This window comes from Sulfuriferula sp. GW1 (assembly GCF_047300855.1).
Taxonomy (GTDB): Bacteria; Pseudomonadota; Gammaproteobacteria; order Burkholderiales; family Sulfuriferulaceae; genus Sulfuriferula.
The window spans coordinates 193,746-218,119 of sequence record NZ_CP170197.1 but is presented as its reverse complement, the minus strand read 5'-3'; the positions used below and the strand labels follow the sequence as shown (position 1 = coordinate 218,119).

At 59.5% G+C, this 24,374-nt stretch carries 20 protein-coding genes and 1 riboswitch; of the genes, 18 read left to right on the top strand and 2 right to left on the bottom strand.

The annotated features are described in order from the left end of the window. Positions 1-136 precede the first annotated feature (136 nt). The 13 genes from accC (at position 137) to ACFDAU_RS00995 (ending at position 15,648) form a co-directional block, all read left to right on the top strand. On the top strand, positions 137-1,489 hold the full coding sequence (gene accC, locus ACFDAU_RS01055; protein WP_413438230.1) for an acetyl-CoA carboxylase biotin carboxylase subunit: 1,353 nt from the start codon (positions 137-139) through the stop codon (positions 1,487-1,489). A 5-nt stretch (positions 1,490-1,494) separates the two neighbouring features. Next, a complete protein-coding gene (gene prmA, locus ACFDAU_RS01050) occupies positions 1,495-2,385 on the top strand; it encodes a 50S ribosomal protein L11 methyltransferase (RefSeq protein ID WP_413438229.1) in 891 nt (296 codons plus the stop codon). Continuing rightward, complete coding sequence (locus ACFDAU_RS01045; protein ID WP_413438228.1) at positions 2,382-3,341, top strand: DUF3426 domain-containing protein; 960 nt, start codon at positions 2,382-2,384, stop codon at positions 3,339-3,341. Before prmA ends, ACFDAU_RS01045 begins: the two co-directional genes overlap by 4 nt. 241 nt (positions 3,342-3,582) lie before the next feature. Further along, positions 3,583-6,774, top strand: a complete 3,192-nt coding sequence (locus ACFDAU_RS01040; protein ID WP_413438227.1) for a PAS domain S-box protein — start codon at positions 3,583-3,585, stop codon at positions 6,772-6,774. Further along, on the top strand, positions 6,771-7,154 hold the full coding sequence (locus tag ACFDAU_RS01035; protein ID WP_413438226.1) for a response regulator: 384 nt from the start codon (positions 6,771-6,773) through the stop codon (positions 7,152-7,154). The genes ACFDAU_RS01040 and ACFDAU_RS01035 overlap by 4 nt, the downstream gene beginning before the upstream one ends. Next, complete coding sequence (locus ACFDAU_RS01030; RefSeq protein WP_413438225.1) at positions 7,147-8,817, top strand: diguanylate cyclase domain-containing protein; 1,671 nt, start codon at positions 7,147-7,149, stop codon at positions 8,815-8,817. The genes ACFDAU_RS01035 and ACFDAU_RS01030 overlap by 8 nt, the downstream gene beginning before the upstream one ends. Before the next feature lie 201 nt (positions 8,818-9,018). Beyond that, a riboswitch (glycine riboswitch) is annotated at positions 9,019-9,132 on the top strand. A 59-nt stretch (positions 9,133-9,191) separates the two neighbouring features. Next, complete coding sequence (gene lipA, locus ACFDAU_RS01025; protein WP_413438224.1) at positions 9,192-10,124, top strand: lipoyl synthase; 933 nt, start codon at positions 9,192-9,194, stop codon at positions 10,122-10,124. Continuing rightward, complete coding sequence (gene gcvT / locus ACFDAU_RS01020; protein ID WP_413438223.1) at positions 10,117-11,190, top strand: glycine cleavage system aminomethyltransferase GcvT; 1,074 nt, start codon at positions 10,117-10,119, stop codon at positions 11,188-11,190. The genes lipA and gcvT overlap by 8 nt, the downstream gene beginning before the upstream one ends. Before the next feature lie 28 nt (positions 11,191-11,218). Continuing rightward, the gene (gcvH, locus tag ACFDAU_RS01015) at positions 11,219-11,608 is read left to right on the top strand and encodes a glycine cleavage system protein GcvH (RefSeq protein ID WP_413438222.1); all 390 of its coding nucleotides are present in this window, start codon (positions 11,219-11,221) and stop codon (positions 11,606-11,608) included. Between the two features lie 38 nt (positions 11,609-11,646). Beyond that, the gene (gene gcvPA / locus ACFDAU_RS01010; RefSeq protein ID WP_413438221.1) at positions 11,647-13,026 is read left to right on the top strand and encodes an aminomethyl-transferring glycine dehydrogenase subunit GcvPA; all 1,380 of its coding nucleotides are present in this window, start codon (positions 11,647-11,649) and stop codon (positions 13,024-13,026) included. A gap of 27 nt (positions 13,027-13,053) precedes the next feature. Next, positions 13,054-13,554, top strand: coding sequence for a thiol peroxidase (tpx, locus tag ACFDAU_RS01005; RefSeq protein WP_413438220.1), 501 nt, complete (start codon positions 13,054-13,056; stop codon positions 13,552-13,554). 99 nt (positions 13,555-13,653) lie between these two features. Continuing rightward, entirely contained in the window at positions 13,654-15,099 is a 1,446-nt protein-coding gene (gene gcvPB, locus ACFDAU_RS01000; RefSeq protein ID WP_413438219.1) for an aminomethyl-transferring glycine dehydrogenase subunit GcvPB, read from the top strand. Positions 15,100-15,276: 177 nt separating this feature from the next. Continuing rightward, positions 15,277-15,648, top strand: coding sequence for a diacylglycerol kinase (locus tag ACFDAU_RS00995; RefSeq protein ID WP_413438218.1), 372 nt, complete (start codon positions 15,277-15,279; stop codon positions 15,646-15,648). Here ACFDAU_RS00995 and ACFDAU_RS00990 read toward each other — a convergent pair. Both ACFDAU_RS00990 and ACFDAU_RS00985 read right to left on the bottom strand, forming a co-directional pair. Continuing rightward, positions 15,642-17,060, bottom strand: a complete 1,419-nt coding sequence (locus ACFDAU_RS00990) for a heavy metal sensor histidine kinase (protein WP_413439480.1) — start codon at positions 17,058-17,060, stop codon at positions 15,642-15,644. The genes ACFDAU_RS00995 and ACFDAU_RS00990 overlap by 7 nt on opposite strands. Further along, positions 17,060-17,731, bottom strand: a complete 672-nt coding sequence (locus tag ACFDAU_RS00985) for a heavy metal response regulator transcription factor (protein ID WP_413438217.1) — start codon at positions 17,729-17,731, stop codon at positions 17,060-17,062. Before ACFDAU_RS00985 ends, ACFDAU_RS00990 begins: the two co-directional genes overlap by 1 nt. A 297-nt stretch (positions 17,732-18,028) precedes the next feature. Here ACFDAU_RS00985 and ACFDAU_RS00980 point away from each other — a divergent pair, with 297 nt between their 5' ends. From ACFDAU_RS00980 to ACFDAU_RS00960, 5 genes are all read left to right on the top strand, one after another. Then, positions 18,029-18,445 carry a hypothetical protein gene (locus tag ACFDAU_RS00980; RefSeq protein WP_413438216.1) on the top strand — a complete coding sequence of 139 codons (417 nt, stop codon included), beginning with the start codon at positions 18,029-18,031 and terminating at the stop codon, positions 18,443-18,445. A gap of 47 nt (positions 18,446-18,492) precedes the next feature. Next, the gene (locus ACFDAU_RS00975) at positions 18,493-18,735 is read left to right on the top strand and encodes a thioredoxin family protein (RefSeq protein ID WP_413438215.1); all 243 of its coding nucleotides are present in this window, start codon (positions 18,493-18,495) and stop codon (positions 18,733-18,735) included. Positions 18,736-18,828: 93 nt separating this feature from the next. Then, complete coding sequence (locus ACFDAU_RS00970) at positions 18,829-21,204, top strand: heavy metal translocating P-type ATPase (RefSeq protein WP_413438214.1); 2,376 nt, start codon at positions 18,829-18,831, stop codon at positions 21,202-21,204. Positions 21,205-21,532: 328 nt separating this feature from the next. Next, positions 21,533-23,323, top strand: a complete 1,791-nt coding sequence (locus ACFDAU_RS00965) for a copper resistance system multicopper oxidase (protein ID WP_413438213.1) — start codon at positions 21,533-21,535, stop codon at positions 23,321-23,323. Between the two features lie 30 nt (positions 23,324-23,353). Beyond that, positions 23,354-24,280, top strand: a complete 927-nt coding sequence (locus ACFDAU_RS00960) for a copper resistance protein B (protein ID WP_413438212.1) — start codon at positions 23,354-23,356, stop codon at positions 24,278-24,280. The last annotated feature ends 94 nt before the right edge of the window (positions 24,281-24,374 follow it).

Sequence of the window (24,374 nt, the reverse complement as noted above, 5' to 3'; positions counted from 1 at the left end):
CAAACCGGGCGGGATCAGCAGGATTTTAAGCAGCGCCGATAAACTCAATATCATTTGGCAGGATTAATTCGAAGGCGCTCCCTGCTCATCCTGCAACTATCCTGGTTATACGGCCCCATCATTTAACAGGCACTCCATGTTTGAAAAAATCCTCATAGCCAACCGTGGCGAAATCGCTCTGCGTATCCAGCGCGCCTGTCGCGAAATGGGTATCAAGACAGTCGCCGTCCACTCCGAGGCGGATGCTGACGCCAAATACGTCAAGCTCGCCGACGAATCGGTGTGTATCGGCCCCGCCGCCTCGGCGCTGAGCTACCTGAACGTGCCGGCAATTATCAGCGCAGCAGAACTCACCGATGCAGAGGCGATTCACCCCGGCTATGGTTTTCTGTCGGAGAATGCCGACTTTGCCGAGCGCGTGGAATCTTCCGGCTTCGTGTTTATCGGCCCGCGCCCGGAAACCATCCGCCTGATGGGCGACAAGGTTTCTGCCAAGGACGCCATGAAAGCCTCCGGCGTGCCGTGCGTACCCGGCTCTGACGGTGCATTGCCGGACAATCCGGACGAAGTCATGCGCATCGCCAACCAGGTGGGTTACCCGATCATCATCAAGGCCGCGGGCGGCGGCGGCGGGCGCGGGATGCGCGTGGTGCATAGCGATGGCGCGCTGCTCAACGCGGTCGCCATGACCCAGGCCGAAGCGCAGAGCGCGTTCGGCAACCCGGTGGTGTACATGGAACGCTACCTGCAAAAACCCCGGCACATTGAAATTCAGGTGCTGGCCGACGAGCACGGCCATGCCATCCACCTCGGCGAACGCGACTGCTCGATGCAGCGCCGCCATCAGAAAATCCTCGAAGAAGCCCCGGCACCTGGACTGGACCGCAAACTGCGCGACAAGATCGGTGAGCGCTGTGCCGCCGCCTGCCGCAAGATTGGCTATCGTGGCGCAGGTACGTTTGAGTTCCTGTACGAGGATGGCGAGTTTTTCTTCATCGAGATGAACACGCGCGTGCAGGTCGAGCATCCGGTCACCGAGCTGATTACCGGCGTGGACATCGTGCAGGAGCAGATCCGCATCGCTGCCGGTGAAGAACTGCGCTTCAAGCAAAAAGATATCGAGTTCCACGGCCACGCCATCGAGTGCCGCATCAATGCCGAACATCCTTATACCTTCGTACCGTCACCCGGGCGTTTGACCGCCTATCACGTGCCCGGCGGACCAGGCATCCGGGTGGATTCGCATGTGTACCAGAACTACGTTGTACCGCCGTATTACGACTCCATGATCGGCAAACTGCTGGCGCATGGCGCCACGCGCGAGCAAGCCATTGCACGAATGCGCACCGCATTGCTGGAAATGATAGTGGAAGGCATCAATACCAACATTCCGCTGCATCAGGATTTGATGTACGACGCCGCTTTCGTGGAAGGTGGCACCAGCATCCATTATCTTGAGCAAAAGCTCGCCAAACCATCCACACCCTAGCCACCATGTCCTGGCAATCTGTCACCCTGGCCGCTACCGCAGACGAGGCAGAACGTTTGTCCGATGCGCTGATGGAGGCCGGAGCCCTGTCGGTGAGCATCGAAGACGCCGCGGCCGGTACTGCTACGGAAGCTCCCATTTTCGGCGAACCGGGTATGCCCGTAGATGAACTATGGCGCGACAACAATGTACTCGCGCTGTTTGCGCAAACTGCCGATGTGGCGGCGATCCTGGCAGAGGCCGCGCAAACCGCAGGCTTTACCCTCCCCGCATACCGTATTGAGCAAGTCGCCGAACAGGACTGGGTACGACTTACCCAGGCTGAATTCGATCCGATCCGCATTTCCGAACGACTGTGGATCATCCCCAGCTGGCACGCGGCCCCCGATAGCGCCGCCATTAACCTGAAACTCGATCCCGGCCTGGCGTTTGGCACCGGCTCCCACCCCACCACGCGCCTGTGCCTGCAATGGCTGGACCGCCATATCGTGGGCGGTGAGCGCGTGCTGGATTACGGCTGCGGCTCCGGCATTCTGGCCATTGCTGCGCTGAAATTCGGCGCCAGCTACGCGTGCGGTGTGGACATCGATGCGCAGGCGGTTGCCACCGCACAGGACAATGCGCGCAACAACGCCGTGCAGGCGGATTTTTACCTGCCCGATGCCACCCCGACCACGCATGCCGATATTGTGGTCGCGAACATCCTCACCAACCCGTTGCTGGCACTTGCCCCGCTGCTCGCCAATGCCTGCCGGAATGGAGGGCACATCGTACTGTCCGGCATTCTGGTCGAGCAGGTGGACAAGGTCATCGCCGCCTATACCGACTGGTTCGATATCCACCTGTGGCGCGCCGAAGATGGCTGGGCGTGTCTGGCCGGCACAAAACGAGCGTGAACATACTCACCACCTGCCCCGACTGCCACACCGTGTTTCGCGTTTCCGCGGAAGTCCTGGCAGCGCGCGACGGGCAGGTGCGTTGCGGCGTATGCAGCTGCGTATTTGATGCGCGCGAATATCTGACGCCGGAAGTCTACCCAAGCTTCCCGGCAGACATACCGCATGCCGAGACCAGCGTCTCACCCGAAGCTGAACTCTCGAACAGCCCGGATGAGCAACCAGAAGTGGCGCAAATCAGCACTCCTGAAACAGACTTGCCGACCATACCGGCCGAAGAAATAACGCCTCCGGTTGAGGAGACTGCGAAATTTGAGGAGCCGGAGCCTCTCGTCGAAGCACCGATCGAGGAAGCTGTTGAAACGCCCGTTGAAACGCCCATCGTGGAGCCCGTTGTAGAACGGCCACAGGAATTTGCACAACCGTCCTTGGCCCCGGATTCCTCCACAAGCACCACCAACCTGGCGCGGCGCAAACGTATCCGCACCGCGCTGCTCAGCACCGGCAGCGTCCTGCTCGGATTATTGCTGGCGGCGCAACTGGTCTATTTATTGCGCACACCGATCGCGGCCCGCCTACCCGCCGTCAAGCCCTGGCTGGCCGCTGCATGTACGGCCCTTGGTTGCAGCGTGCCGCTGCCGCGCGACTCCGATGCCATCAAAATTTCCAGCTCCGACCTGCTCTCCGATCCCGCGCACCCGTCGCGTATCCAGGTCAGCTTGCTGATCGCCAATGAGGCGGGTTATGCCGAAGCCTATCCGCATATCGAACTCACCCTCACCGACACCCACGACGCCGCGCTGGCAAAGCGCATTTTTGCGCCGAACGAATATCTTCACGCCACCGCCAAAGAAACCGCTGGCATCAAACCAGGTAGCGAGGCGAGCGTCGATTTACTGCTCGATATCGGCAATCTTCCCGCAACCGGTTACCGGGTGCTGGTGTTTTACCCATAACTCCGGCGTACTGGCAGACAAAACGCCGGGCGAGATAAGTCGAGCCGTGCGACGACATTAAAACATCCCGACGAATTAGTGCGGCGAGCGTATCCATCTGCATGCATTGGGCGCGTTATGGCGCGATATCCTGTTCTGGCCGGTTTGAGGCTTTGAGCGCACCGGTCCTTGAATTGCGCGTATTCTATAAAAAACGGCGGTTCTGCACTGCGCGTGAAGATCACTGGAGATTGCGACACGAATGAAATCCGCCCCCATCAAGGACAATGAAGTCGCTCGACTCATAGCTCTGCGCCGCTATGACATCCTCGATACACCCGCCGAAGCGGAATTCGACGATTTCACTCGCCTGGCTGCTCAAATCTGCGGTACGCCCATCGCTCTCATCTCGCTAGTGGACGCAGAACGACAGTGGTTTAAGAGCAGGCATGGCATAGATGCGCCTGAAACGCCGCGCGATATTTCGTTTTGCGGTCATGCCATCCATGGGCAAGAGATTTTCGAAGTGCCGAACGCGCTTGAAGACGAACGCTTCCGCGACAACCCACTGGTCACGGCCGATCCGAATATTCGCTTCTATGCCGGCGCACCGCTATTCACGCCCGATGGTTTCGGCATCGGTACGTTGTGCGTGATCGATAGCGTTCCGCACACGCTCACCGATGCGCAACGCGATGCGTTAATGATTCTGGGCAGACTGGTGATGCGTCAGCTGGAACTGCGCGATGCCATGCGCCGCGAATTCCGTCTCAATGATGAGCTGACCCGATTAACAAATCGCCTGGAAATTGCAACTCATACAGCCCAGGTGGGTATCTGGGACTACGATGTCGCCAGCGACCACCTGGTTTGGGATGCGACCATGTATCGCATCTATGGCATCAAGGAAACCGATTTCAACAGTACCTTTGACGCATGGAAATCCAGCTTGCACCCCGATGACCAGGTCAAGCAAGTGCAGGAGTTCGCGGATTGTCTCAGGGGAGAGGGTAACTTCGAGTCCGAATTCCGTGTCATCTGGCCGGATGGTCAACTGCGCTGGATTAGAGCCAGCTCAGTGATCCAGCGTGACGAGCAAGGTGCGCCATTGCGCGTATCGGGCACAAACTGGGATATCACCGATCGCAAGCTGGTGGAACGCGCCTCCCGGGAAAGCGCTCAGCATACCCAGATCATTCTCGACAACGTCATCGACGGCATCATTACCATCGATAGCCAGGGCATCGTTCAGTCATTCAACCTTGCCGCCGAGCATATTTTTGGTTACGCGGCACAGCAAGTGATCGGCAATAACGTCAAGATGCTCATGCCCGAACCTTATCATAGCGAGCATGACGGCTACCTGGCCAACTACCATGCCACCAACGTGCGGCGCATCATCGGCATCGGCCGCGAGGTGGTCGGCCAACGCAAGGACGGTACGACTTTCCCGATGGATCTCGCCGTGTCGCGCAGTGCGCATCGGGGTGAACCGCTCTATATCGGGCTGGTGCGTGACATTACCGAGCGCAAGCAGGCCGATACGCAGCTGCAAGCGCTCACGGCGATGCGCAAGGCCATTCTGGACAGCGCCAACTTTTCCATCATTTCCACTGATGCGGATGGCGTGATCCAGACTTTCAACCAGAGTGCCGAGCGCATGCTGGGGTACACAACCGAAGAAATGGTCGGCAAGCAGACACCTGCCATCCTCCATGACAAGAATGAGGTATCGGCATATGCCATGAAATTATCCGGGGAATTGGGCAGAGCCATTGAACCGGGGTTCGAGGCATTTGTGGTCAAGGCACGTCTCGGCGCTGCGGACGAACGTGAATGGACTTACATTCGCAAGGATGGCTCGCGCTTCCCGGTGTTGCTGTCCGTGACCGCGGTGTGGGACGCGCACGGCCAGATCAGCGGCTTCCTGGGAATAGGCAGCGACATCACCGAGCGCAAGCGCCTCGATCAACTGAAAAGCGAGTTCGTCTCCACCGTCAGTCACGAGTTACGCACACCCCTCACTGCCATCAGCGGCGCACTCGGCCTGGTTGTCAGCGGTACCCTCGGGGAGATGCCGGCACAGGCCAAACAGATGCTCGACATCGCCAACAAGAACAGCCAGCGCCTGGCGCATCTCATCAACGACCTGCTGGACATGGAAAAACTGGCGGCGGGCATGATGCGCTTCGACTTGCAGGTACAGTTACTCACGCCATTGGTGGAACACGCTCTGGATGCCGTGCGTGCTTATGGTGAGCAGTACCAGGTGAGCTTTGCACTGACGCAACGCAGTGATGGCGCGCAGGTACGCGTCGATGCTGGAAGGCTGCAGCAGGTGTTGAGCAATTTCCTCTCCAATGCTGCCAAGTTCTCACCCCAAGGGGGGCAGGTCGAAATTGCAGTACGCCAACTCAAGGACACGGTACGTGTCGAGGTGATCGACCATGGCCCCGGCATTTCGGCGGAATTCCGCAACCGCATTTTTCAGAAATTTGCCCAGGCTGATTCGTCGGACACGCGTCAGAAAGGCGGGACCGGCTTGGGGCTGGCGATCACCAAAGAGATCGTCGAGCGCATGAATGGGCGGGTAGGCTTCGATTCGGTGGAAGGGCAGGGTGCGCGTTTCTATTTCGAACTGCCATTGTGGGAGGTGCCTATAGCGTCACCGCAGCAAGCCATCGCGACGAGCATGGCCGACGGCCCGCGCCTGCTGGTGGTGGAAGACGAACCGGATATCGCCCGGCTACTGACGATGATGTTGAACCACGCGGGATATCAGGTCGATGTCGCCTATGACGGCAAGACCGCCCTGAGCCGCCTGGCGCACAATGAGTACGCGGCCATGACGCTGGATATGATGCTGCCGGATCAGAGCGGTGTATCGCTGATCCGGCAGATCCGCAGCCAGGACAAACTCAAGAACCTGCCCATTATTGTGATATCGGCCCGGCTTGAGGATAGCAAGCTGGCCATCAACGGCGACTTCAAAGCCATCGACTGGCTCGAAAAACCAATCGACGAAAAGCACTTGATTGCTGCGATCAATAATTTCCTGCCACGCCTGAACACAACCAAGCCGCGCGTTCTGCACGTGGAGGACGAGGCCGATCTGCATCACATCGTTGCCGCCATCGGCCGCGATGTGGCCGACTTCGACATTGCGCATACCCTGGCGGAGGCACGCACCAAGCTGGCACAAGAACACTATAGCCTGGTGATTCTGGACATCGGCCTGCCGGACGGCAGCGGCTGGGAACTGCTACCCTTATTGAAGACGCTGAAACCGGAACCGCCGGTAGTCGTGCTGTCGGGTACCGAACCGACCCAGGTACAACAGGATGCGGTGCAATCGGCACTGGTCAAGGCGCGCACCTCCAATCAGGATTTGCTGAACACCCTGAAGTTACTGCTTGCGGATCATATCTCCCATCAAGGAGGACAGAAACAATGAAGCTCGAACGCATTCTCTACGTGGAAGACGAACCCGATATCCAGGCCGTGGCGAAACTGGCGCTGGAAATGGTGGGCGGCTTTCAGGTAATGATCTGCGGCAGCGGACAGGACGCCCTGGATAAAGTTGAAGATTTTGCGCCCGACCTGATTCTGCTGGACGTCATGATGCCGGGCATGGATGGCCCCACCACGCTGCAACACCTGCGCGCCGATACCGCGACGGCGGCAATTCCGGTGATTTTCCTCACCGCCAAAGTCCAGCCAACCGAGGTGGCGCAGTTCCAGGCCATGGGAGCACTGGATGTCATTCCCAAACCCTTCGACCCGATGAATCTGGCAACCCGGGTGCGACAAATCTGGGAGCAAAGCCTTGGCTGATTCCATGGATTTCCCGGCACAGCTGGCCGCGCTGCAGAAACAATATGCCATGCAGCTGGAGCATGCCCTGAATGACCTGAAGAGTCGTGTCGCCGGGCAGGAGCAGGATATCCCTCGATCCATGCTGACAGATATCCATGCCCGACTGCACAAGCTGGCGGGTTCCGGCGGCACTTTCGGTTTTGCAGCGCTTTCCCTTCAGGCGCACTCACTGGAAGTAACGGTTCAGACCTGGCTAGAGCGCGCTACCGCGCCGTTACCTCTTCAATGGGCAGAATGGAAAGCCGGTCTGTTGGCGCTTGGCGATACATTGACCAGCCCCGAAGCCTCCCTCCTAGCCAGGCACCCGGAGGCACCAATCCTGCCGCCTGCAGGGCAAAAACAAGCCTGCATCTTCTTGATCGAGGATGACCCCGAGTTAGGCGTCAAACTCAAGCAGGGACTGAATCAGTTTGACTATAAAGTAATTCTCTTTCCCGGTTTTGCTGACGCCGAAGCAGCCATCAGCGCCGAATCGCCTGATGTGCTGGTGGTAGATATCATGCTGGAAGGACAAATCCCTGCCAACGGCACGCAGGGCACAGCGTCACTCTTTGCTCGATTGGGCTACCAGCTCCCTACCATTTTTCTGACCGGACGAAGCGATTTCCAGGCAAAGTTGGCGGCAGCTCGAGCCGGCGGCGATGCTTTTCTGATCAAACCCACGGACATCCCCACTCTGGCCGCGCATATCGAAAGACTGTTGCGCGAGCGCGAACACACCCCTTACCGAGTCTTGATCGTGGATGACGACCAGATCCTCTCCGAGCATTACCGGCTGGTATTGACTGCCGCCGGCATACTGGCAGAGACCATCTCTGAACCACGCAATGTACTGGCGGCAATCGAGCGCCTGCACCCCGACCTGGTCCTTATGGATCTGCATATGCCGGAATGCTCCGGTGCGGAACTGGCCCGGATCATCCGCTTCGATCAAACCTGGTTAAGCTTGCCTATCATTTATCTTTCTGCAGAGGGTGGCCTGGATCAACAGATCAAAGCCCTGGGCAGTGGCGCTGACGACTTCCTGACCAAACCCATCTCCGCCCCGCAGTTGATCGCTGCAGTCCGGGCCCGGGCAGCGCGCTCGCGTAAAATATCGGAACTGATGAATCAGGACAGCCTGACCGGACTGCTCAAACATGCCAGCTTCAAAAACCAATTGACGCATGAAGTGGGCCGCGCCCTCCGTTTGGCCAAACCGCTGACCGTGGCAATGGTGGATATCGATCACTTCAAACAGGTAAACGATACGCGGGGACACCTCATGGGCGATCAGGTCATCAAGACACTGGGTCAGCTGATGCGGCAGCGCCTGCGTCGCCAGGACAGCATCGGTCGCTATGGTGGCGAGGAGTTCGCCATCGCCCTGCCGGAATGCACGCTGGCTGATGCGGAGCACCTGCTTGACGATATTCGACAACACTTTGCGGAGGTTAATTTTGTTCATGACGGACAGAGTTTCAACGTCACGCTTAGCGCCGGCGCTGCCTCAAGCGAACAGTTTTCGAATGCAGCGGATTTGCTCGCGGTGGCAGACGCCGCACTTTATGAAGCCAAACACGCTGGCCGTAATCAGGTACGCACCGCAACGACCAGAAAAAAACCGGCCCACGGAAATTGATTTCACCTCGCTGGGCCAAAGGCTTCATGCTTCAAATAATCTGCTCAGATGGCATTTGATTATACGTAGTTGATTGTCTGAATCCGGCCGCATGAGGTATAGTGCGCGCTTGTCCGCAGTAACTGCGGGAGAGTGCGCGCCCGTCGCGCCGCCGAAGGCGTAATTCACCCAGAACCGCTCAGGCCCCCGAACCGCATTCAACAGGACATCTCTGGAGAGCGGCGCGCCAAAACACACGGCCAGCGCCCACCGAAGGGGCACACGGTGTTTCACTCACATCGTAATCTCTCAGGTAAACAGGACAGAGGGGTGACGGCTGAAACTGCGCAATTGAATACGCCGGTCGATATCCCTTTATTTTATTTACCGAGTCCATGACACCAGACATCCTCCCATCCCAACCGTCTGCACGCGTCCCCAATGCCGCACGCATGCCGATCTGGATCCGCCAGAACCTCGGCATCGACACCCACTACGGCAAAACCGGCGAGGCGGTGCATGGCAACCGCCTGCACACCGTATGCGAGGAAGCGCGCTGCCCGAATCGCGGCGAATGCTGGAGCCGTGGTACCGCTACTTTCATGCTGCTGGGCGATACCTGCACCCGGGCCTGCGGCTTTTGCTCGGTAAAAACCGGTAAACCTGCCTGGTTCGATGCCGACGAGCCGCGCCGCGTAGCGGAGGCGGTGAGGGCATTGCAACTGCAATACATCGTGCTTACCTCGGTCAACCGCGATGACCTGCCCGATGGTGGCGCCTCGATTTTTGCCGAAACCTTGCAGCAACTGCGCCTGAGCGATGCACAGATCGGCGTGGAATACCTGACCCCGGATTTCCGCGCCTGCCAGGACGAAGCTGTTGCCACCATCATCGACACACTGGCGAATCTGCCCGCAGGCACGCGCCGCGACCTGGTGTGGGGACACAACGTGGAAACCGTACCGCGCCTGTATAAAACGGCGCGCAAAGGTTCTCAATACGCACGCTCGCTCATGCTGCTGAACAAGGCCGCGCAGCAACCCGGCGTGGAAGCCAAATCCGCGCTGATGCTGGGGCTGGGCGAAACCCGTGCGGAAGTGATGGACGTGTTAAAGGATTTACGCGACGCCGGCGTGGCACGGGTATCGCTGGGGCAATATTTGCGTCCGTCGCTGGATAACTTGCCGGTAGTCGAATATATCCACCCCGATATGTTTGCCGAATACGAAAACGACGCGCGCGCGCTGGGCTTTGCCTGGGTCAAGGCCGGCCCTCTGGTGCGCAGCAGTTATTACGCCGAACAACAACAAGGACGCAGTCATGCTTAAACAAACCCCGCTCAACGCTGCACACCGCGCCATGGGCGCCAAGATGGTGGATTTCGGCGGCTGGGACATGCCGGTCAACTACGGCTCGCAGATTGAGGAGCACCATCAGGTGCGCACCGATGCCGGCATGTTCGACGTGTGCCACATGCTGGTGGTGGATGTGAAAGGCGCCAACGTGCGCGGCTTCCTGCGCAAATTGGTCGCCAACAACGTGGACAAGCTCAAGCTGCCGGGCAAAGCGCTGTACTCATGCATGCTGAACCCCGATGGCGGTGTGATCGACGACCTCATCATTTATTTTCTGACGGAAGACTGGTTCCGCATCGTGGTCAATGCCGGTACCGCAGAAAAGGATGTGGCATGGATGCAAAAACAGGCAGAGGGTCGCGGCCTCGCCATCACTCCGCGTCGTGACCTCGCGATGATCGCGGTGCAGGGACCCAATGCCCGTGCCCGCGTGTGGGCGGCGATCCCCGGCACACAAGCCGAGACCGAAGAACTCAAGCCGTTTAACGCAGTTGAATTCCGGCAATATTTCATTGCCCGTACCGGTTATACCGGCGAGGATGGCTTCGAGGTGATCCTGCCAGCGAACGAGGCCGAGGCTTTCTGGCACCTGCTCGCCACGCTGGGCGTCAAGCCGATCGGCCTGGGTGCGCGCGACACGCTGCGCCTGGAAGCGGGCATGAACCTGTATGGCCAGGATATGGATGAAACCACCAACCCGCTGGAATCCGGCCTGGCATGGACGGTTGATCTGCACAGCGAGCGCGATTTCATCGGCAAATCGGCGTTGCAAAAACGTGACATCCATCAACAGCTGGTCGGTCTGGTGCTGCTGGATAAAGGCGTGCTGCGCGCGCACCAGCAAGTCCATACCCAACATGGCGTTGGTGAAATCACCAGCGGCAGTTTCTCGCCCACGCTGCAGCAATCCATCGCGCTGGCTCGTATCCCGCTGGGTATCGCGCCGGGTGCGGAAGTCGAAGTCGAAATCCGCGACAAAAAACTCAAGGCGAAGGTCGTCAACTACCCTTTCGCTCGTAATGGTAAAGCTTTGGTTTAAACATTCGACATTTCTCCAGGAGAGCACAATGAACATTCCCGCCGATCTGAAATACACCCAATCCCACGAATGGGCCAAACTCAATGCCGACGGCACAGTAACCGTTGGTATTACCGAACACGCTCAGGATTTGCTGGGCGACATGGTGTTTGTGGAAAATCCTGCAGTAGGCCGCAAACTTGCTGCAGGCGAAGAATGCGCGGTGGTGGAATCGGTGAAGGCCGCTTCCGACGTGTACGCGCCCATCGCCGGTGAAGTCGTTGCCGCCAACGCCGAGGTCGAAGCCGCTCCGGAAGCGATCAACAAGGGCGCGCACGCCGCCTGGATGTTCACCCTCAAGCCGGATAATGCCGCCGACCTCGACAGCCTGCTCGACGCTGCCGCCTACCAGGCGCTGGTGGAATCCGAGGCGCATTAAAAAAACTGGCGCACTCAACCGAATCAGCAGGACACATCATGCCTTTCATCCCGCACACTGAACACGACATCCAGGCCATGCTGGCCGCGATCGGCGCGCCTTCCATCGACGCGCTGTTCGACGAAATCCCCGCAGCACTGCGTAACGGCAAGCTCACCAAGGTACCCACCGCGCTGAGCGAAATGGAAATCAACCGCCTGATGCAGGAACGCGCCGAGGCCGACGGCCGCTATCTCAACTTCATCGGCGCCGGCGCTTACGAGCACCACATCCCGGCAGCGGTGTGGCAGATTACGACGCGCGGCGAATTCTATTCGGCCTATACACCTTATCAGGCCGAGGCTTCGCAAGGCACGCTGCAACTGATTTATGAATACCAGACCATGATGGCCTCGCTGACCGGTCTGGATGTGTCCAACGCCTCGCTCTACGACGGTGGCTCCGGGCTGGCCGAAGCAGTGCTGATGGCGGTGCGCGCGCACAAGGGTGCGGCGCGCGTACTGATGCCCCGTACCGTATCCCCGGTGTATCGAGCGGTAGTAAGTGGCATCGTTAAAAACCAGCACATCGAAATCATCGAGCTGGACTACGACCCGGCGACCGGTATCACCCCCGTGCCGACTGCGGATATGGGCGACTTCGCCGCGCTGGTGGTGCCGCAGCCCAATTTCTTCGGCGCGCTGGAGGAAGTCGATGCCCTTACCGACTGGGCGCACGCGCACGGCGCTCGCGTCATCGCGCTGGTCAACCCGACTTCGCTGGCATTGCTGAAAGCACCAGGCCAATGGGGTGCCAAAGGTGCAGACATCGCCGTAGGTGAAGGCCAGCCATTGGGTGCGCCATTGTCCAGCGGCGGCCCCTATTACGGATTCATGACCTGCAAGCAGGAACTGGTGCGCCAGATGCCCGGCCGCATCGTCGGGCGCACTGTGGATCTGGACGGAAAACCCGGCTTTGCCTTGACCCTGCAAGCGCGCGAACAGCACATCCGCCGCTCCAAGGCCACGTCCAACATCTGCACCAATCAGGGCCTGGTGGTCACCGCCTCCACCATCTACATGAGCCTGCTGGGACCGGAAGGCCTGAAGCGCGCCGCCGCTGCCTGTCACGCCAACACACGCATTTTGCTGGAAAAACTGGGCGCCATTGCCGGCGTGAAGCGCGTATTCAGCGCACACTGCTTCCATGAGGCCGTGATCCAGATCGACGCGCCAGCGGGCGAAGTACTGCGTGCATTGCAAGCGCAAGGCATTCTGGGCGGCTATGATTTAAGCGGGCATTACCCGGAGCTGGGCAACGCCATCCTGGTCTGCGCGACCGAAACCAAAACCGCCGCCGACCTCGATCTATACGCGCAGCAACTGGCGCGGATACTGTCCAAGCGCCGCGAAGCCCCGCCCTGCGCGTACAAATCCTGATTTATCAACCACCAAGGAGACATGACCATGAGTACAGTAACCCTAGGCGGCACCCCCATCCAAGTGGCAGGCAATTTCCCCAAAACCGGCGATACCGCACCGGATTTCAAACTGACCAACAAGGATCTGGCCGATGTCGGCCTGGCCGAGTTTGCCGGCAAGCGCAAGGTGCTGAATATCGTGCCTTCGCTGGATACCCCGGTATGTGCCGAGTCCACACGCAAATTCAATGCAAAAGCCGGCAGCCTGGCCAATACCGTGGTGCTGGTGATCTCCGCTGATCTGCCATTCGCGCAAGGGCGTTTTTGCAGCACCGAGGGACTGGACAATGTGGTAACCCTGTCCACCTTGCGCGGTGGCGATTTCATGCAGGCCTACGGCGTGAAAATCACCGACGGCCCGCTGGCTGGCGTCACCGCCCGTGCCGTGGTGGTGCTGGATGAAGCCAACAAGGTCATCCACGCCCAACTGGTCCCGGAGATCAAGATCGAACCCGACTACGACGCCGCTTTGGCGGTTTTGCAATAAAACCCATAGCCACAGAGAACACTGAGGGTTCAGAGGAAAATCTTTGTGTTCTCCGTGGCGAAAATGGTTTTTGATCAAGTACATCATTAGGCTAGACCCATGCTGATATTCGAACACTCCCGCCCGGGCCGTGCCGCGCACGCGCAGATGCCTGAACAGGCCGCCGATGTAAGCGACTTGCCCGCCCACCTGATGCGCACCGATTCGCCCAGCTTGCCTGAAGCTTCGGAAATGGACGTGGTGCGCCACTACACGCGCCTGTCGCAGAAGAATTTCTCCATCGACACCCAGTTCTACCCGTTGGGTTCATGCACCATGAAATACAATCCGCGCGCCTGCAACTCGCTGGCGATGCTGCCGCAATTCCTGGCGCGCCACCCGCATGCTCCGGCCGAAACCGGGCAAGGTTTCCTCGCCTCGATGTATGAACTGCAGGAAATACTCAAAGACGTCACCGGCATGGCCGGCGTGTCGATGGCACCGATGGCCGGCGCGCAGGGCGAATTCGCCGGCGTGGCGATGATTCGCGCCTACCACGATGCGCGCAACGACCACGCGCGGCGCGAGATCATCGTTCCCAACGCCGCGCACGGCACCAATCCCGCCACTGCAGTGATGTGCGGTTACACGGTGCGCGAGATACCCACCGACCGCGAAGGCGACGTCGATCTGGAGGCGTTGCGCGCCGCCGTCGGCCCGAACACTGCCGGACTGATGCTCACCAATCCGTCCACGCTGGGCGTGTTCGAGAAAAAAATCCAGGACATCCAGAAAATCGTGCACGACGCCGGCGGTCTGCTGTATTACGACGGCGCCAACCTCAACGCTATTCTGGGGCGCGTCAAACCCGGCGACATGGGTTTCGACGTGATCCACATGAACCTGCATAAAACCTTCTCCACCCCGCACGGCGGCGGCGGACCAGGCGCCGGCCCGGTGGGTGTTTCGGAACGTTTGCTGCCGTTCCTGCCGGTACCCGTGGTTGCCCATGACAAGGGCCGTTACCGTCTGCTGGTGGAAGCCGACATCCCGCAATCCATCGGCCGCATGAGCGCCAACAACGGCAACGCGGGAGTACTGCTGCGCGCCTACATCTACGCGCGCATGCTGGGTGCGGAAGGCATGCACCGCGTGGCAGACTTCGCCACGCTCAACGCCAACTACCTGCTGGCCGAGTTGAAAAAAGCCGGTTTCGATATTGCCTTCCCCACGCGCCGCGCCAGCCACGAGTTCATCATCACGCTGAAAAAACTCAAGGACGAAACCGGCGTGACCGCGATGGACTTCGCCAAGCGTCTGCTCGATTATGGCTACCACGCCCCCACCACCTATTTCCCGCTGCTCGTGCCGGAATGCCTGCTGATCGAGCCGACCGAAACCGAATCCAAAGAAACGCTGGATGGCTTCATCGCAGCCATGAAAACCATCCTGGCCGAGGCGCGCAGCAACCCCAATCTGGTCAAGGGCGCGCCGTATACCCAGCCGGTGCGGCGACTCGATGACGTCAAAGCAGCACGCGAACTGGATCTTGTCTGGAAGCGTTAATTCAGAAAGCGTTTGCCACAGAGGGCACAGAGAACTCAGAGAAAGACGAAAACATTATCTCTGTGACCTCTGTGTTCTCTGTGGCTGGATTCGTTTTTGCAGAGAAATTTACACGGACACGGTAGCGCCCTGTCCGCGTTTTCTTTAGGCTGGCGCTATTTGTTTGAGGCAAGCTCCATGCAAGAATCCCCCTTCAAAGGCAAAACCGGCGTCAAGCGTGTGTTCAACGCGTTTTTTTACTCGCTCGACGGTCTCAAGGCCGCCATCCGGCACGAAGACGCGTTCCGCCAGGAAATGCTGCTCGCCATCATCCTCATCCCGCTGGCGCTATACCTGGAGCCGGACGCGATTGGCCGGGCACTGATGATCGCATCGGTGCTGCTGGTACTCATCGTCGAGTTGCTGAATTCAGCGGTAGAAGCTGCTGTCGACCGCATCTCGCTGGAAAACCACCACCTCATCAAGCGTGCCAAGGATATGGGCAGCGCAGCGGTACTGATTGCGCTGATCAACGTCGCGGTGATCTGGCTACTGGTACTGACTCAGTAGCTGCCATGCGCCGGCGCAAACCTTAACTCGAACAGCGTCTCCTGGTTTTTACCGTTTTCCACGTGCACCGTACCGCCGTGCAACCCCATCACCGCCTTGACGATGGCCAGTCCCAGCCCGGAGGCCGCTTCGGAACCCGCACGCGCGCTGTCCGCCCGATAGAAACGGTCAAATAACCGGCTCAAATGTTCGGGCGCAATACCCGCGCCGGGATTGACGACCTGGATGGTGTAGCCTCCGTCTGGAAGAGGCCGGGCGCTGGCTCTGATCACTGCCCCGCGCGGGGTGTAACGGATGGCATTGGCGATCAGATTGCTCAAGGCCCGGTTGAGCAGCACCGGATCGGCGTCAAGCGTGCCCGTGGCGTCTACTGCCAGCGTCACCCCGGCCTCTTCCGCCACGCCTTCGAAGTATTCCGCAATACGGCCCAGTTCGCGCTCCATGTTCAGGTGTTCGCGGCGCAGCGCGATCTGCGCGTTGTCGGCCCGTGCCAGAAACAGCATGCTCTCAGCCATTCGCGCCAGCCGTTCGTATTCCTCGATATTGGAAGCCAGCAACGCCTGGTATTCTTCCACGGAACGGGGACGCGCCAGAACCACCTGGCTCTGCACCATCAAATTGCTGATCGGCGTACGGAGGTCATGGGCGAGATCGGCAGAAAATTGACTCAGCCGCTCGTAGCCATCCTGCAGGCGGTCCAGCATGTGGTTGAAGGCGCGGACCAGATCGGCGATTTCTGCCGGCGCCTTGGCGATGTCGAGACGCTGATCCAGCTGGCTCGGGCTAATGCCACCTGCCGCGGCAGTGACCCGGCCCAGCGGCGCCAGGCCGCGCCGCGCCACGGCGAAACCAAGCAGGGCCATGACGGCCACGCCGCCGCCCAGCGCAATCAGCAGTCTGGTTCGGTAGTTCTGCAGCAAGACCATGCGCTGCGGGCTTTCCCGCGCCAGCACCACCAGCACCCGAGGGCCCTGGGCATTGGCCCCGAGATGCGCCCACGCCGCCAGCACGCGCCCGTGGCCGCCATCACTCATGCGCCAGTCGCGTATTGCGTCGGGCGCAGGCAGATCCGCCGCCGTGAGCGCTGCAGGCAAGGGCAGGCTCGGCACGTCTCCCACACCTGCCACCATCCGGCCATCTTCATCCAGGATGCGCAGGCGCAGCCCCTCAGTGCCTATGGCCACATCGTGAAACCGGTGCGGATCAGCCAGGATAGCAGCCGTATCGGGCACTTCCGACAACAGGTGGCGCAATTGCTGCAGCTTGCCGAGCAGTTCCGCATCGTTGCGAATTTCCAGTTGCGTGGCCAGTGCCTGGTACAGGTAGAAACCGGTGACCGAAAATACCAGCGCGGTCGCCCCGGCAAACAACAGGGTCAGTCGCTGGGTCAGGGAAAGGCCGCGCCACAACATCACGGCCGCGCTTCCAGCACATAGCCCATGCCGCGCAGGGTGTGGATCAGTTTGTGCGGATAGGGGTCGTCCACCTTGGCGCGCAGCCGTCGTATCGCCACGTCGACCACGTTGGTGTCGCTGTCGAAATTCATGTCCCATACCTGGGAGGCGATCAGCGAGCGCGACAGCACTTCGCCCTGGCGTTCCATCAGCAGTTGCAGCAACAGGAATTCCTTGGCGGTGAGATCGATGCGCTGGCCGCCCCGGCTCGCGCGGTGCTTGATGCGATCCAGTTCCAGATCGGCCACGCGCAGCGTCTCCGGCATCTGCCGTACGCCGCGCCGCAACAGGCTGCGGATACGCGCCAGCAGTTCGGCAAAAGCAAACGGCTTGGGCAGGTAATCGTCGGCGCCCAGCTCCAGGCCGCGCACCCGATCCTCCACCGTATCGCGCGCGCTCAGGAACAGCACCGGCACCGATTTTGTCTTGCGGATGCTCTGCAGCACCTGCCAGCCGTCCATGCCCGGCAGCATCACGTCCAGCACGATGAGGTCATACTCACCGGACAGCGCAAATAGTTCGCCGTCGGTCCCGGTGCGCGCCAGATCCACGGTAAAACCGGATTCGGTGAGGCCTTTGCGCAAGTAATCGCCGGTCTTGGGTTCGTCATCGACCACCAGAATTTTCATTTCACCCCCAATTTATCCTGTCGATTATGCCCGCTGACCCAGAATGCAGCATTACAAAAATGTAATCCCGCCGTCAGATTGATGTCATGGCCAGCGGCCTACTGTTCATAATTTGATCCATTCGCTGCTTTCCGGAAAAACATTGAAAAACTCCGGCGAGGAATCCTGTAATGCCGGAAAACAATTTAGGTGATCGCATTTGTACATGAACAGCTTAGCTGCCCATGTCGCATGGGATTACCTGAATCCATGGGCAATTAAAACCGGGGAGTGTCCCCGTTAACCGAGGAGTAAATCATGAAACATGCAATTCTAGGAAAAGTTGGCGCGTTGTTGCTTGTCGCAGGCACGGCATTTGCGGTTCCGGTCTTTGCGGAAAGCCACACCGGGCAGGACGGTCATGGCCACGGGGGAATGGGCATGATGGAGGGCAAGGGCGGGGCGGACATGCAACCGATGTCCGGCCTGATGAATGACATGTCGAGCGAGATGAAGGATATGTCCGGCATGATGGACAGTGGCAGCATGGACCCAGAGACCATGAAGAAGATGTCAAAACAGATGAAGCAGATGGGGGGCATGATGAATGAAATGGCAGGCATGATGGGCAAGGGTAAGGCGATGGATGCCGGCACCAAAAAGAAAATGGGACAGATGCGCAAACAGATGGACCAGATGCGCAAGGACATGCCTGCTTCACCCGCGAAGATGTAAGCGCGTTAACCAGGCGGGCAAGCCGCCTGGCTTTTCTGGAGGCAAGCATGGATGTCATGATCATCGCAACGAAAGCCTGTACGCATCGTAAAAATCTGGAAAAGGAACTCGAATGCTTGCGGATTCCGTACCGCGTGTGTTTCGTGGAAGACTGCGCCGACCTTGTTCAAAAATTTGGCATCCGACATTCGCCGAATCTGGTTGTGGACGATGAGGTCGTATTCCGGAAACAGCCAACGGAAATAGAACTACACGATTTTTTCCAGCACAAAGACAGCAAAACGTCATAGCAAAACACGGCGTGGTACTGACGCGCGTCTCCTGACGCGCTGGGGAAATATCCGGGGAGTATTCGGAAACACTGCCCGGTTGCAGGAGTAGCTATGAAAACGACCGCCATCGATGTGCGCGACCTGCTCTCCCCGTTGAGTGCCCGGGGCGTCGAAAAGCAACTCGCCAAAGTACCAGGGGTAAAGCAGGTCGAAGTCAACCGCGTTTCGGGTAGCGCGACGGTGCTGTATGACGAGACGGTCGCGGACCTCAATACCATCAAAGCGGAAGTGCGCGAGTGCGGCCATCACTGCGGCGGCGAACTGGTGCCCCGGCATCTTTGTGAGCAGGAACATCCGGCAGGCTCTGCAGGGGCCGTGCCCTCTCCTCCAGCACGGTCCGCCCGCCTCGCACACGCTGAACCAGACCAGGCTGCCGAACACGCAGACATGGGCAGCATGACCCATGAGATGGGTCACGGCGCCGGCATGGACATGCAGGCGATGGCGCGCGACATGCGCAACCGTTTCTTCATTGCGCTGGCATTTGCACTGCCGGTGTTTCTCTATACCTCAATGGGTATGGCGTTTCTCAAGCTTGAACCGCCATTCGGGATGGACCGCAACATTTTCCTGTTCCTGCTCGCGAGCGGCGCAGTGATTTATCCCGGCTGGCCGTTTTACGTTGCCGCGTTCCGCGCCGTCCGCAACGGCGTGACCAACATGGCGGTGCTGGTTTTACTGTCCGTGGGAACCGGCTATTTTTTCAGTGTCGGCGCCACTTTTTTCTTCGCTGGCGAACAGTTCTACGAAGCCGCCTCGGTGCTGCTGGTCTTCATTCTGCTGGGCCATTGGCTGGAGATGCGCGCCCGCGCCGGGGCGTCCGACGCCATCCGCGCGCTGATGGACCTTGCCCCGCCGAAAGCGACCGTGCTGTGCGAGGGACGCGAAGTAGAACTGCCGACGGCCGAGTTGAAGGTCGGCGACACGGTGATCATCCGGCCCGGCAATAAAATTCCGGTGGATGGCGAAGTCATCGAGGGCGAATCGCAGGTGGACGAATCCATGCTCACCGGCGAATCCATGCCGGTCAAAAAGACGCTCGGCGCGAGCGTGATCGGCGCCACCATCAACAAGAGCGGCAGCTTCAAATACCGCGCGACCAAGGTCGGCGCCGACACCGCACTCGCCCAGATCGTAAAGCTGGTGCAGACGGCGCAGAACTCCAAGGCGCCCGGCCAGCGGCTGGCGGACCGGGCCGCGCAATGGCTGGTGCTCGCCGCGATCGTCACCGGCCTTGCTACCTTTGCGGTGTGGTTCTGGTGGATCGGCCAGCCGCTGCTGTTTGCCATGACGCTGACCATTACCGTGTTCGTCATTGCCTGCCCGGATGCACTGGGCCTGGCCACGCCGATGGCGATCATGGTCGGCACCGGCCTGGGCGCCATGAACGGCATCCTGTTCAAGAATGCTGCCGCCTTGGAACAGGCCACCAAGCTCAACGTCATCATTTTCGACAAGACCGGCACGCTGACGCTGGGGCAGCCCGAGGTCGTGGATCTGGCAACAGCGGCCGGCACCGGCGTGGACGCCATGCTGGCTTTGGCAGCCGCGGTTGAGCAGGGCTCCGAACACCCGCTCGCCCAGGCGATCCTGAAGCGCGCGGCAGCCATGCCGACGCAGCCCGGCAGCGGTTTTACCAATATCGACGGCAGGGGCGCCAAGGCGGAAGTCGAAGGGCGCACTGCGCTGCTGGGTAATCGCAAATTGATGGAAGCAGAACAGGTCGATATGAACGGCCTGGCCGCCAAGGCCGACGAAATGCAAGGGGCCGGCCGCACGGTTGTTCACGTCGCCCATGGCGGCAAGCTGCTCGGACTTATCGCCATCGCCGATGCTGTGCGCCCGACGTCGAAGGACGCCATCCAGGCGCTGCAGTGGCGCGGCGTGAAAGTGGCCATGCTCACCGGCGACAACCGCGCTACGGCCGAGCGCATCGGCCGCGAACTCGGTATCGACATCGTGCTCGCCGACGTGCTGCCGGGGCAGAAGGCGGATAAGGTCAAGGAGCTGCAGGCGCAAGGCAACAAGGTCGGCATGGTGGGCGATGGCATCAACGATGCCCCTGCCCTGACACAAGCCGACGTGGGCTTCGCCATCGGCGCCGGCACCGACGTGGCGATGGAGAGCGCCGATGTGGTGCTGATGAAAAGCGACCCGTTCGACGTGGTCGGCGCGCTGGAGCTTTCCCGCGCCACGCTGCGCAAGATGCACCAGAATCTCGGCTGGGCGGTCGGCTACAACGTCATCGCCTTCCCGCTCGCTGCCGGTGTGTTCTACCCGTTTACGCTGAGCCCTGAGATCGCGGCACTCGCCATGTCCGGCAGCTCGGCACTGGTCGCCATCAATGCACTGATGTTGAAGCGCACCAGGCTGGCGGGCATCCGCCGAACCGGCGCGGCCGACAAAATGGAAGCTGCCCCGGGATAAGAATCTGCATAACGATTACCGCATTGCCGGCTGGACTGAGCGTGCCGGATGCAGCCCCACTCTGGAGGAGATCACCCGAAGCGCAGGAACATAATATTACAAGAATGTAATCCGGTCGTCAGGCTGGCGTTATGGCCAGCAGGCTATTCTGGCTCCGTATAAACAGCAACCTTGAAAAATGCTATTGCTGAATCGGCGAACACCCGTCAGACCAAGTTGAATCGACTGCCCCGAAGATAGCCGGGGTAGCATCCTACGCTGCACTCCTATCTCCGATAGAAATATCGTATTGACGCTAATAGGCTCATTGTTGTTTGAGGATTTTTTCATGAAGAAGCGGATTATTAAAACCCCCACAGCGAACCTGTCACGTCGCCGCTTTGTAGAAGGCCTCATAGCTGGCGGCGCTTTGGCTGGGACGGGTCTATGGACCACTCCGGCCTGGGCAACCACCAGCCCGGGCCAGCCCGCGGTCCTCAGTGGCACCGAGTTTGCGCTGGATCTGGTGGAATCCCCGGTGAACTTCACCGGCACCCCGCGCATGGCGACCACCGTGAACGGTCAGGTTCCCGCGCCGCTGCTGCGCTGGCGCGAAGGCGATCGCATTACGCTGCGGGTCACCAATCGCATGTCGGTAGCGGGTTCCATACACTGGCACGGCATCCTGCTGCCTGCCCCGATGGATGGCGTGCCCGGCCTCAGCTTCAAGGGTATCGCGCCGGGGGAGACCTATGTGTACCAGTTCGATGTGCGTCAATCCGGCACTTACTGGTATCACAGCCACTCCGGTTTTCAGGAGCAGACCGGGCTATATGGCCCCATCGTCATTGAACCCCGCGAGCCCGTGCCTTTCACTCATGACCGCGATTATGTGGTGATGCTGTCGGACTGGACAGACGAAAATCCGGATGAGGTTTTCGAACATCTTAAGCAGATGAACGACTACTACAATTATGCCCGGCCCACGGTCGGTGATTTGATCGAGGATGCGAAGAAAGACGGCTGGGCCAACGCACTGTCCACGCGCGCAGCCTGGGACAAGATGCGCATGAGCCCGCGCGATCTGTCCGACGTAAGCGGCGCCACCTATACCTTTCTCACCAATGGCGTCACCCCGGCGGGAAACTGGACCGGCCTGTTCAAGCCCGGCGAAAAAATCCGTCTGCGCTTCATCAACGGCTCGTCGATGACTTATTTCGATGTGCGCATCCCTGGCCTGAAGCTGACTGTGGTCGCCGCCGACGGCCAATATGTCCATCCGGTCAGCATCGATGAATTCCGTATAGGCGTAGCCGAGACTTACGACGTGATCGTTGCACCCACTGAAGACCGTGCTTACACCATATTCTCCCAGGCACTGGATCGTTCCGGCTATGCGCTGGCCACCCTGGCGCCGCGTAGCGGGATGCGCGCGAAGCTTCCCAGGCTCGACCCTGTGCCCATCCTGAGCATGGCGGATATGGGCATGGCCATGGGCGATATGCCGGGCATGGATATGAAGGGCTCGAGTTTAAGTATGCCCGGGATGGACATGTCGGGTTCAGCCAAACCCGACTCCAGCATGGCGCCTGCCACGCAATCCACGGGAGGCGATGTGCCGGTAAAGCACCACGCCGCCACCGAATACGGCCCCTCGAATTCCACGCGTGCGGATCAGGTATCGACACGGCTGGATGATCCGGGCGTGGGTCTGCGCAACAACGGGCGGCGGGTGCTGACTTACGCTGACTTGCATACGGTGGGCGGCGCGCTGGATCCGCGCAATCCGACGCGCGAAATAGAATTGCATCTGACCGGCAATATGGACCGCTATATGTGGTCTTTCAATGGCGTGCCTTTCTCTGAGGCTGAGCCGATATTGTTTCAATATGGCGAACGTTTACGCATCGTACTCATCAACGACACCATGATGCATCACCCCATACACCTGCACGGCATGTGGAGCGAGCTGGAATCTCCCGATGGTAATTTTCAGGTGCGCAAACACACTATCAGCGTCGCCCCCGGACACCGTGTCAGCTATCGGGTCAGTGCCGATGCGCGCGGCAACTGGGCTTATCACTGCCACATGCTCTACCACATGGAAGCCGGCATGTTCCGCGCCGTGGTGGTCGCTTAATCTGTGTGTGAAATAACGGAGATCATTGCGATGAAAAACCTCAAGCCGTTAGCGCAAATATTGCTCTGCGCGCTGTTTCCTCTGGGCGGGGCTGCATTTGCCCAAGAGCCGATGTCTATGTCCGGGCATGACATGTCGACTTCCGGATCCGATTCGAGCACGCAAAACATGGGCGACATGCCCGGGATGGACAAACCCGTCAGCAAGCCAGAACCAGACCCGGCTGCGCAGCCCGCACCGCCGGTAGGCAGCCTGCCGAGCAGCGATGGCTCGGCAGGAAAATCCTACGCTGCCTATGGCATAGACATGGATAGCATGCATATGGAAGATGATCCGCTGATCGCCAAACTCCTGCTCGACCAGCTGGAATATGTCCATGGCAAGCGTGACAGCCTGGTATGGGATGGACGCTTTCGCTTCGGCCGTGATCTGAACCAGCTGTGGATTCGCAGCGAAGGTCAGCGGACCAAAGGGAAAATTCAGGACGCTGAAGCGGAATTGCTGTGGGGCCACACCTTCTCGCCCTTCTGGACGTTAATGACGGGGGTCCGACATGATTTTGGTAGCGGTCCCACGCGAGACTGGGCGGCGCTGGGAATTCAGGGCCTGGCGCCTTACAAGTTTGATGTCGAAGCAACCGCTTATCTGGGAGATGCCGGACGCGCTGCGCTGAAACTGAAAACTTCATACGACCTGCTGTTGACGCAACGACTGATCCTCACGCCTGAACTGGATGCCAATCTGTACAGCGAGGATGACCGCGAGCGTGGCGTCGGTGCAGGGCTATCCGATACCTCCCTGGGCGTCCGTTTGCGTTACGAAATCCGACGGGAATTCGCTCCCTATATAGGATTCAACATACTCCGGAAATATGGGAAAACAGCGGATTTTTCGCGTACCGAAAGCACGCCGGCGCATGACTTTCAGTTAATGGCGGGCGTGCGCATCTGGTTCTGAACAGCCTATCCCGCCATGCCTGGCGGATGAAGCAGGATGAGCGCCACGCATTCGTTACTCAATTGTTCCAACGATTTTCGTCGGTTTTTTAAAT

Excerpts from the sequence above, each read along its gene's own strand:
- ACFDAU_RS00990 (WP_413439480.1), bottom strand. The coding sequence starts at position 17,060 with ATGTTGTGGCGCGGCCTTTCCCTGACCCAGCGACTGACCCTGTTGTTT.
- gcvT (WP_413438223.1), top strand. The coding sequence starts at position 10,117 with ATGCTTAAACAAACCCCGCTCAACGCTGCACACCGCGCCATGGGCGCC.
- ACFDAU_RS00970 (WP_413438214.1), top strand. The coding sequence starts at position 18,829 with ATGAAAACGACCGCCATCGATGTGCGCGACCTGCTCTCCCCGTTGAGT.
- ACFDAU_RS00980 (WP_413438216.1), top strand. The coding sequence starts at position 18,029 with ATGAAACATGCAATTCTAGGAAAAGTTGGCGCGTTGTTGCTTGTCGCA.
- ACFDAU_RS00965 (WP_413438213.1), top strand. The coding sequence starts at position 21,533 with ATGAAGAAGCGGATTATTAAAACCCCCACAGCGAACCTGTCACGTCGC.
- ACFDAU_RS01035 (WP_413438226.1), top strand. The coding sequence starts at position 6,771 with ATGAAGCTCGAACGCATTCTCTACGTGGAAGACGAACCCGATATCCAG.
- gcvPA (WP_413438221.1), top strand. The coding sequence starts at position 11,647 with ATGCCTTTCATCCCGCACACTGAACACGACATCCAGGCCATGCTGGCC.
- tpx (WP_413438220.1), top strand. The coding sequence starts at position 13,054 with ATGAGTACAGTAACCCTAGGCGGCACCCCCATCCAAGTGGCAGGCAAT.
- gcvH (WP_413438222.1), top strand. The coding sequence starts at position 11,219 with ATGAACATTCCCGCCGATCTGAAATACACCCAATCCCACGAATGGGCC.
- gcvPB (WP_413438219.1), top strand. The coding sequence starts at position 13,654 with ATGCTGATATTCGAACACTCCCGCCCGGGCCGTGCCGCGCACGCGCAG.
- ACFDAU_RS00960 (WP_413438212.1), top strand. The coding sequence starts at position 23,354 with ATGAAAAACCTCAAGCCGTTAGCGCAAATATTGCTCTGCGCGCTGTTT.
- ACFDAU_RS00995 (WP_413438218.1), top strand. The coding sequence starts at position 15,277 with ATGCAAGAATCCCCCTTCAAAGGCAAAACCGGCGTCAAGCGTGTGTTC.
- prmA (WP_413438229.1), top strand. The coding sequence starts at position 1,495 with ATGTCCTGGCAATCTGTCACCCTGGCCGCTACCGCAGACGAGGCAGAA.
- ACFDAU_RS01040 (WP_413438227.1), top strand. The coding sequence starts at position 3,583 with ATGAAATCCGCCCCCATCAAGGACAATGAAGTCGCTCGACTCATAGCT.
- accC (WP_413438230.1), top strand. The coding sequence starts at position 137 with ATGTTTGAAAAAATCCTCATAGCCAACCGTGGCGAAATCGCTCTGCGT.
- lipA (WP_413438224.1), top strand. The coding sequence starts at position 9,192 with ATGACACCAGACATCCTCCCATCCCAACCGTCTGCACGCGTCCCCAAT.
- ACFDAU_RS00975 (WP_413438215.1), top strand. The coding sequence starts at position 18,493 with ATGGATGTCATGATCATCGCAACGAAAGCCTGTACGCATCGTAAAAAT.
- ACFDAU_RS00985 (WP_413438217.1), bottom strand. The coding sequence starts at position 17,731 with ATGAAAATTCTGGTGGTCGATGACGAACCCAAGACCGGCGATTACTTG.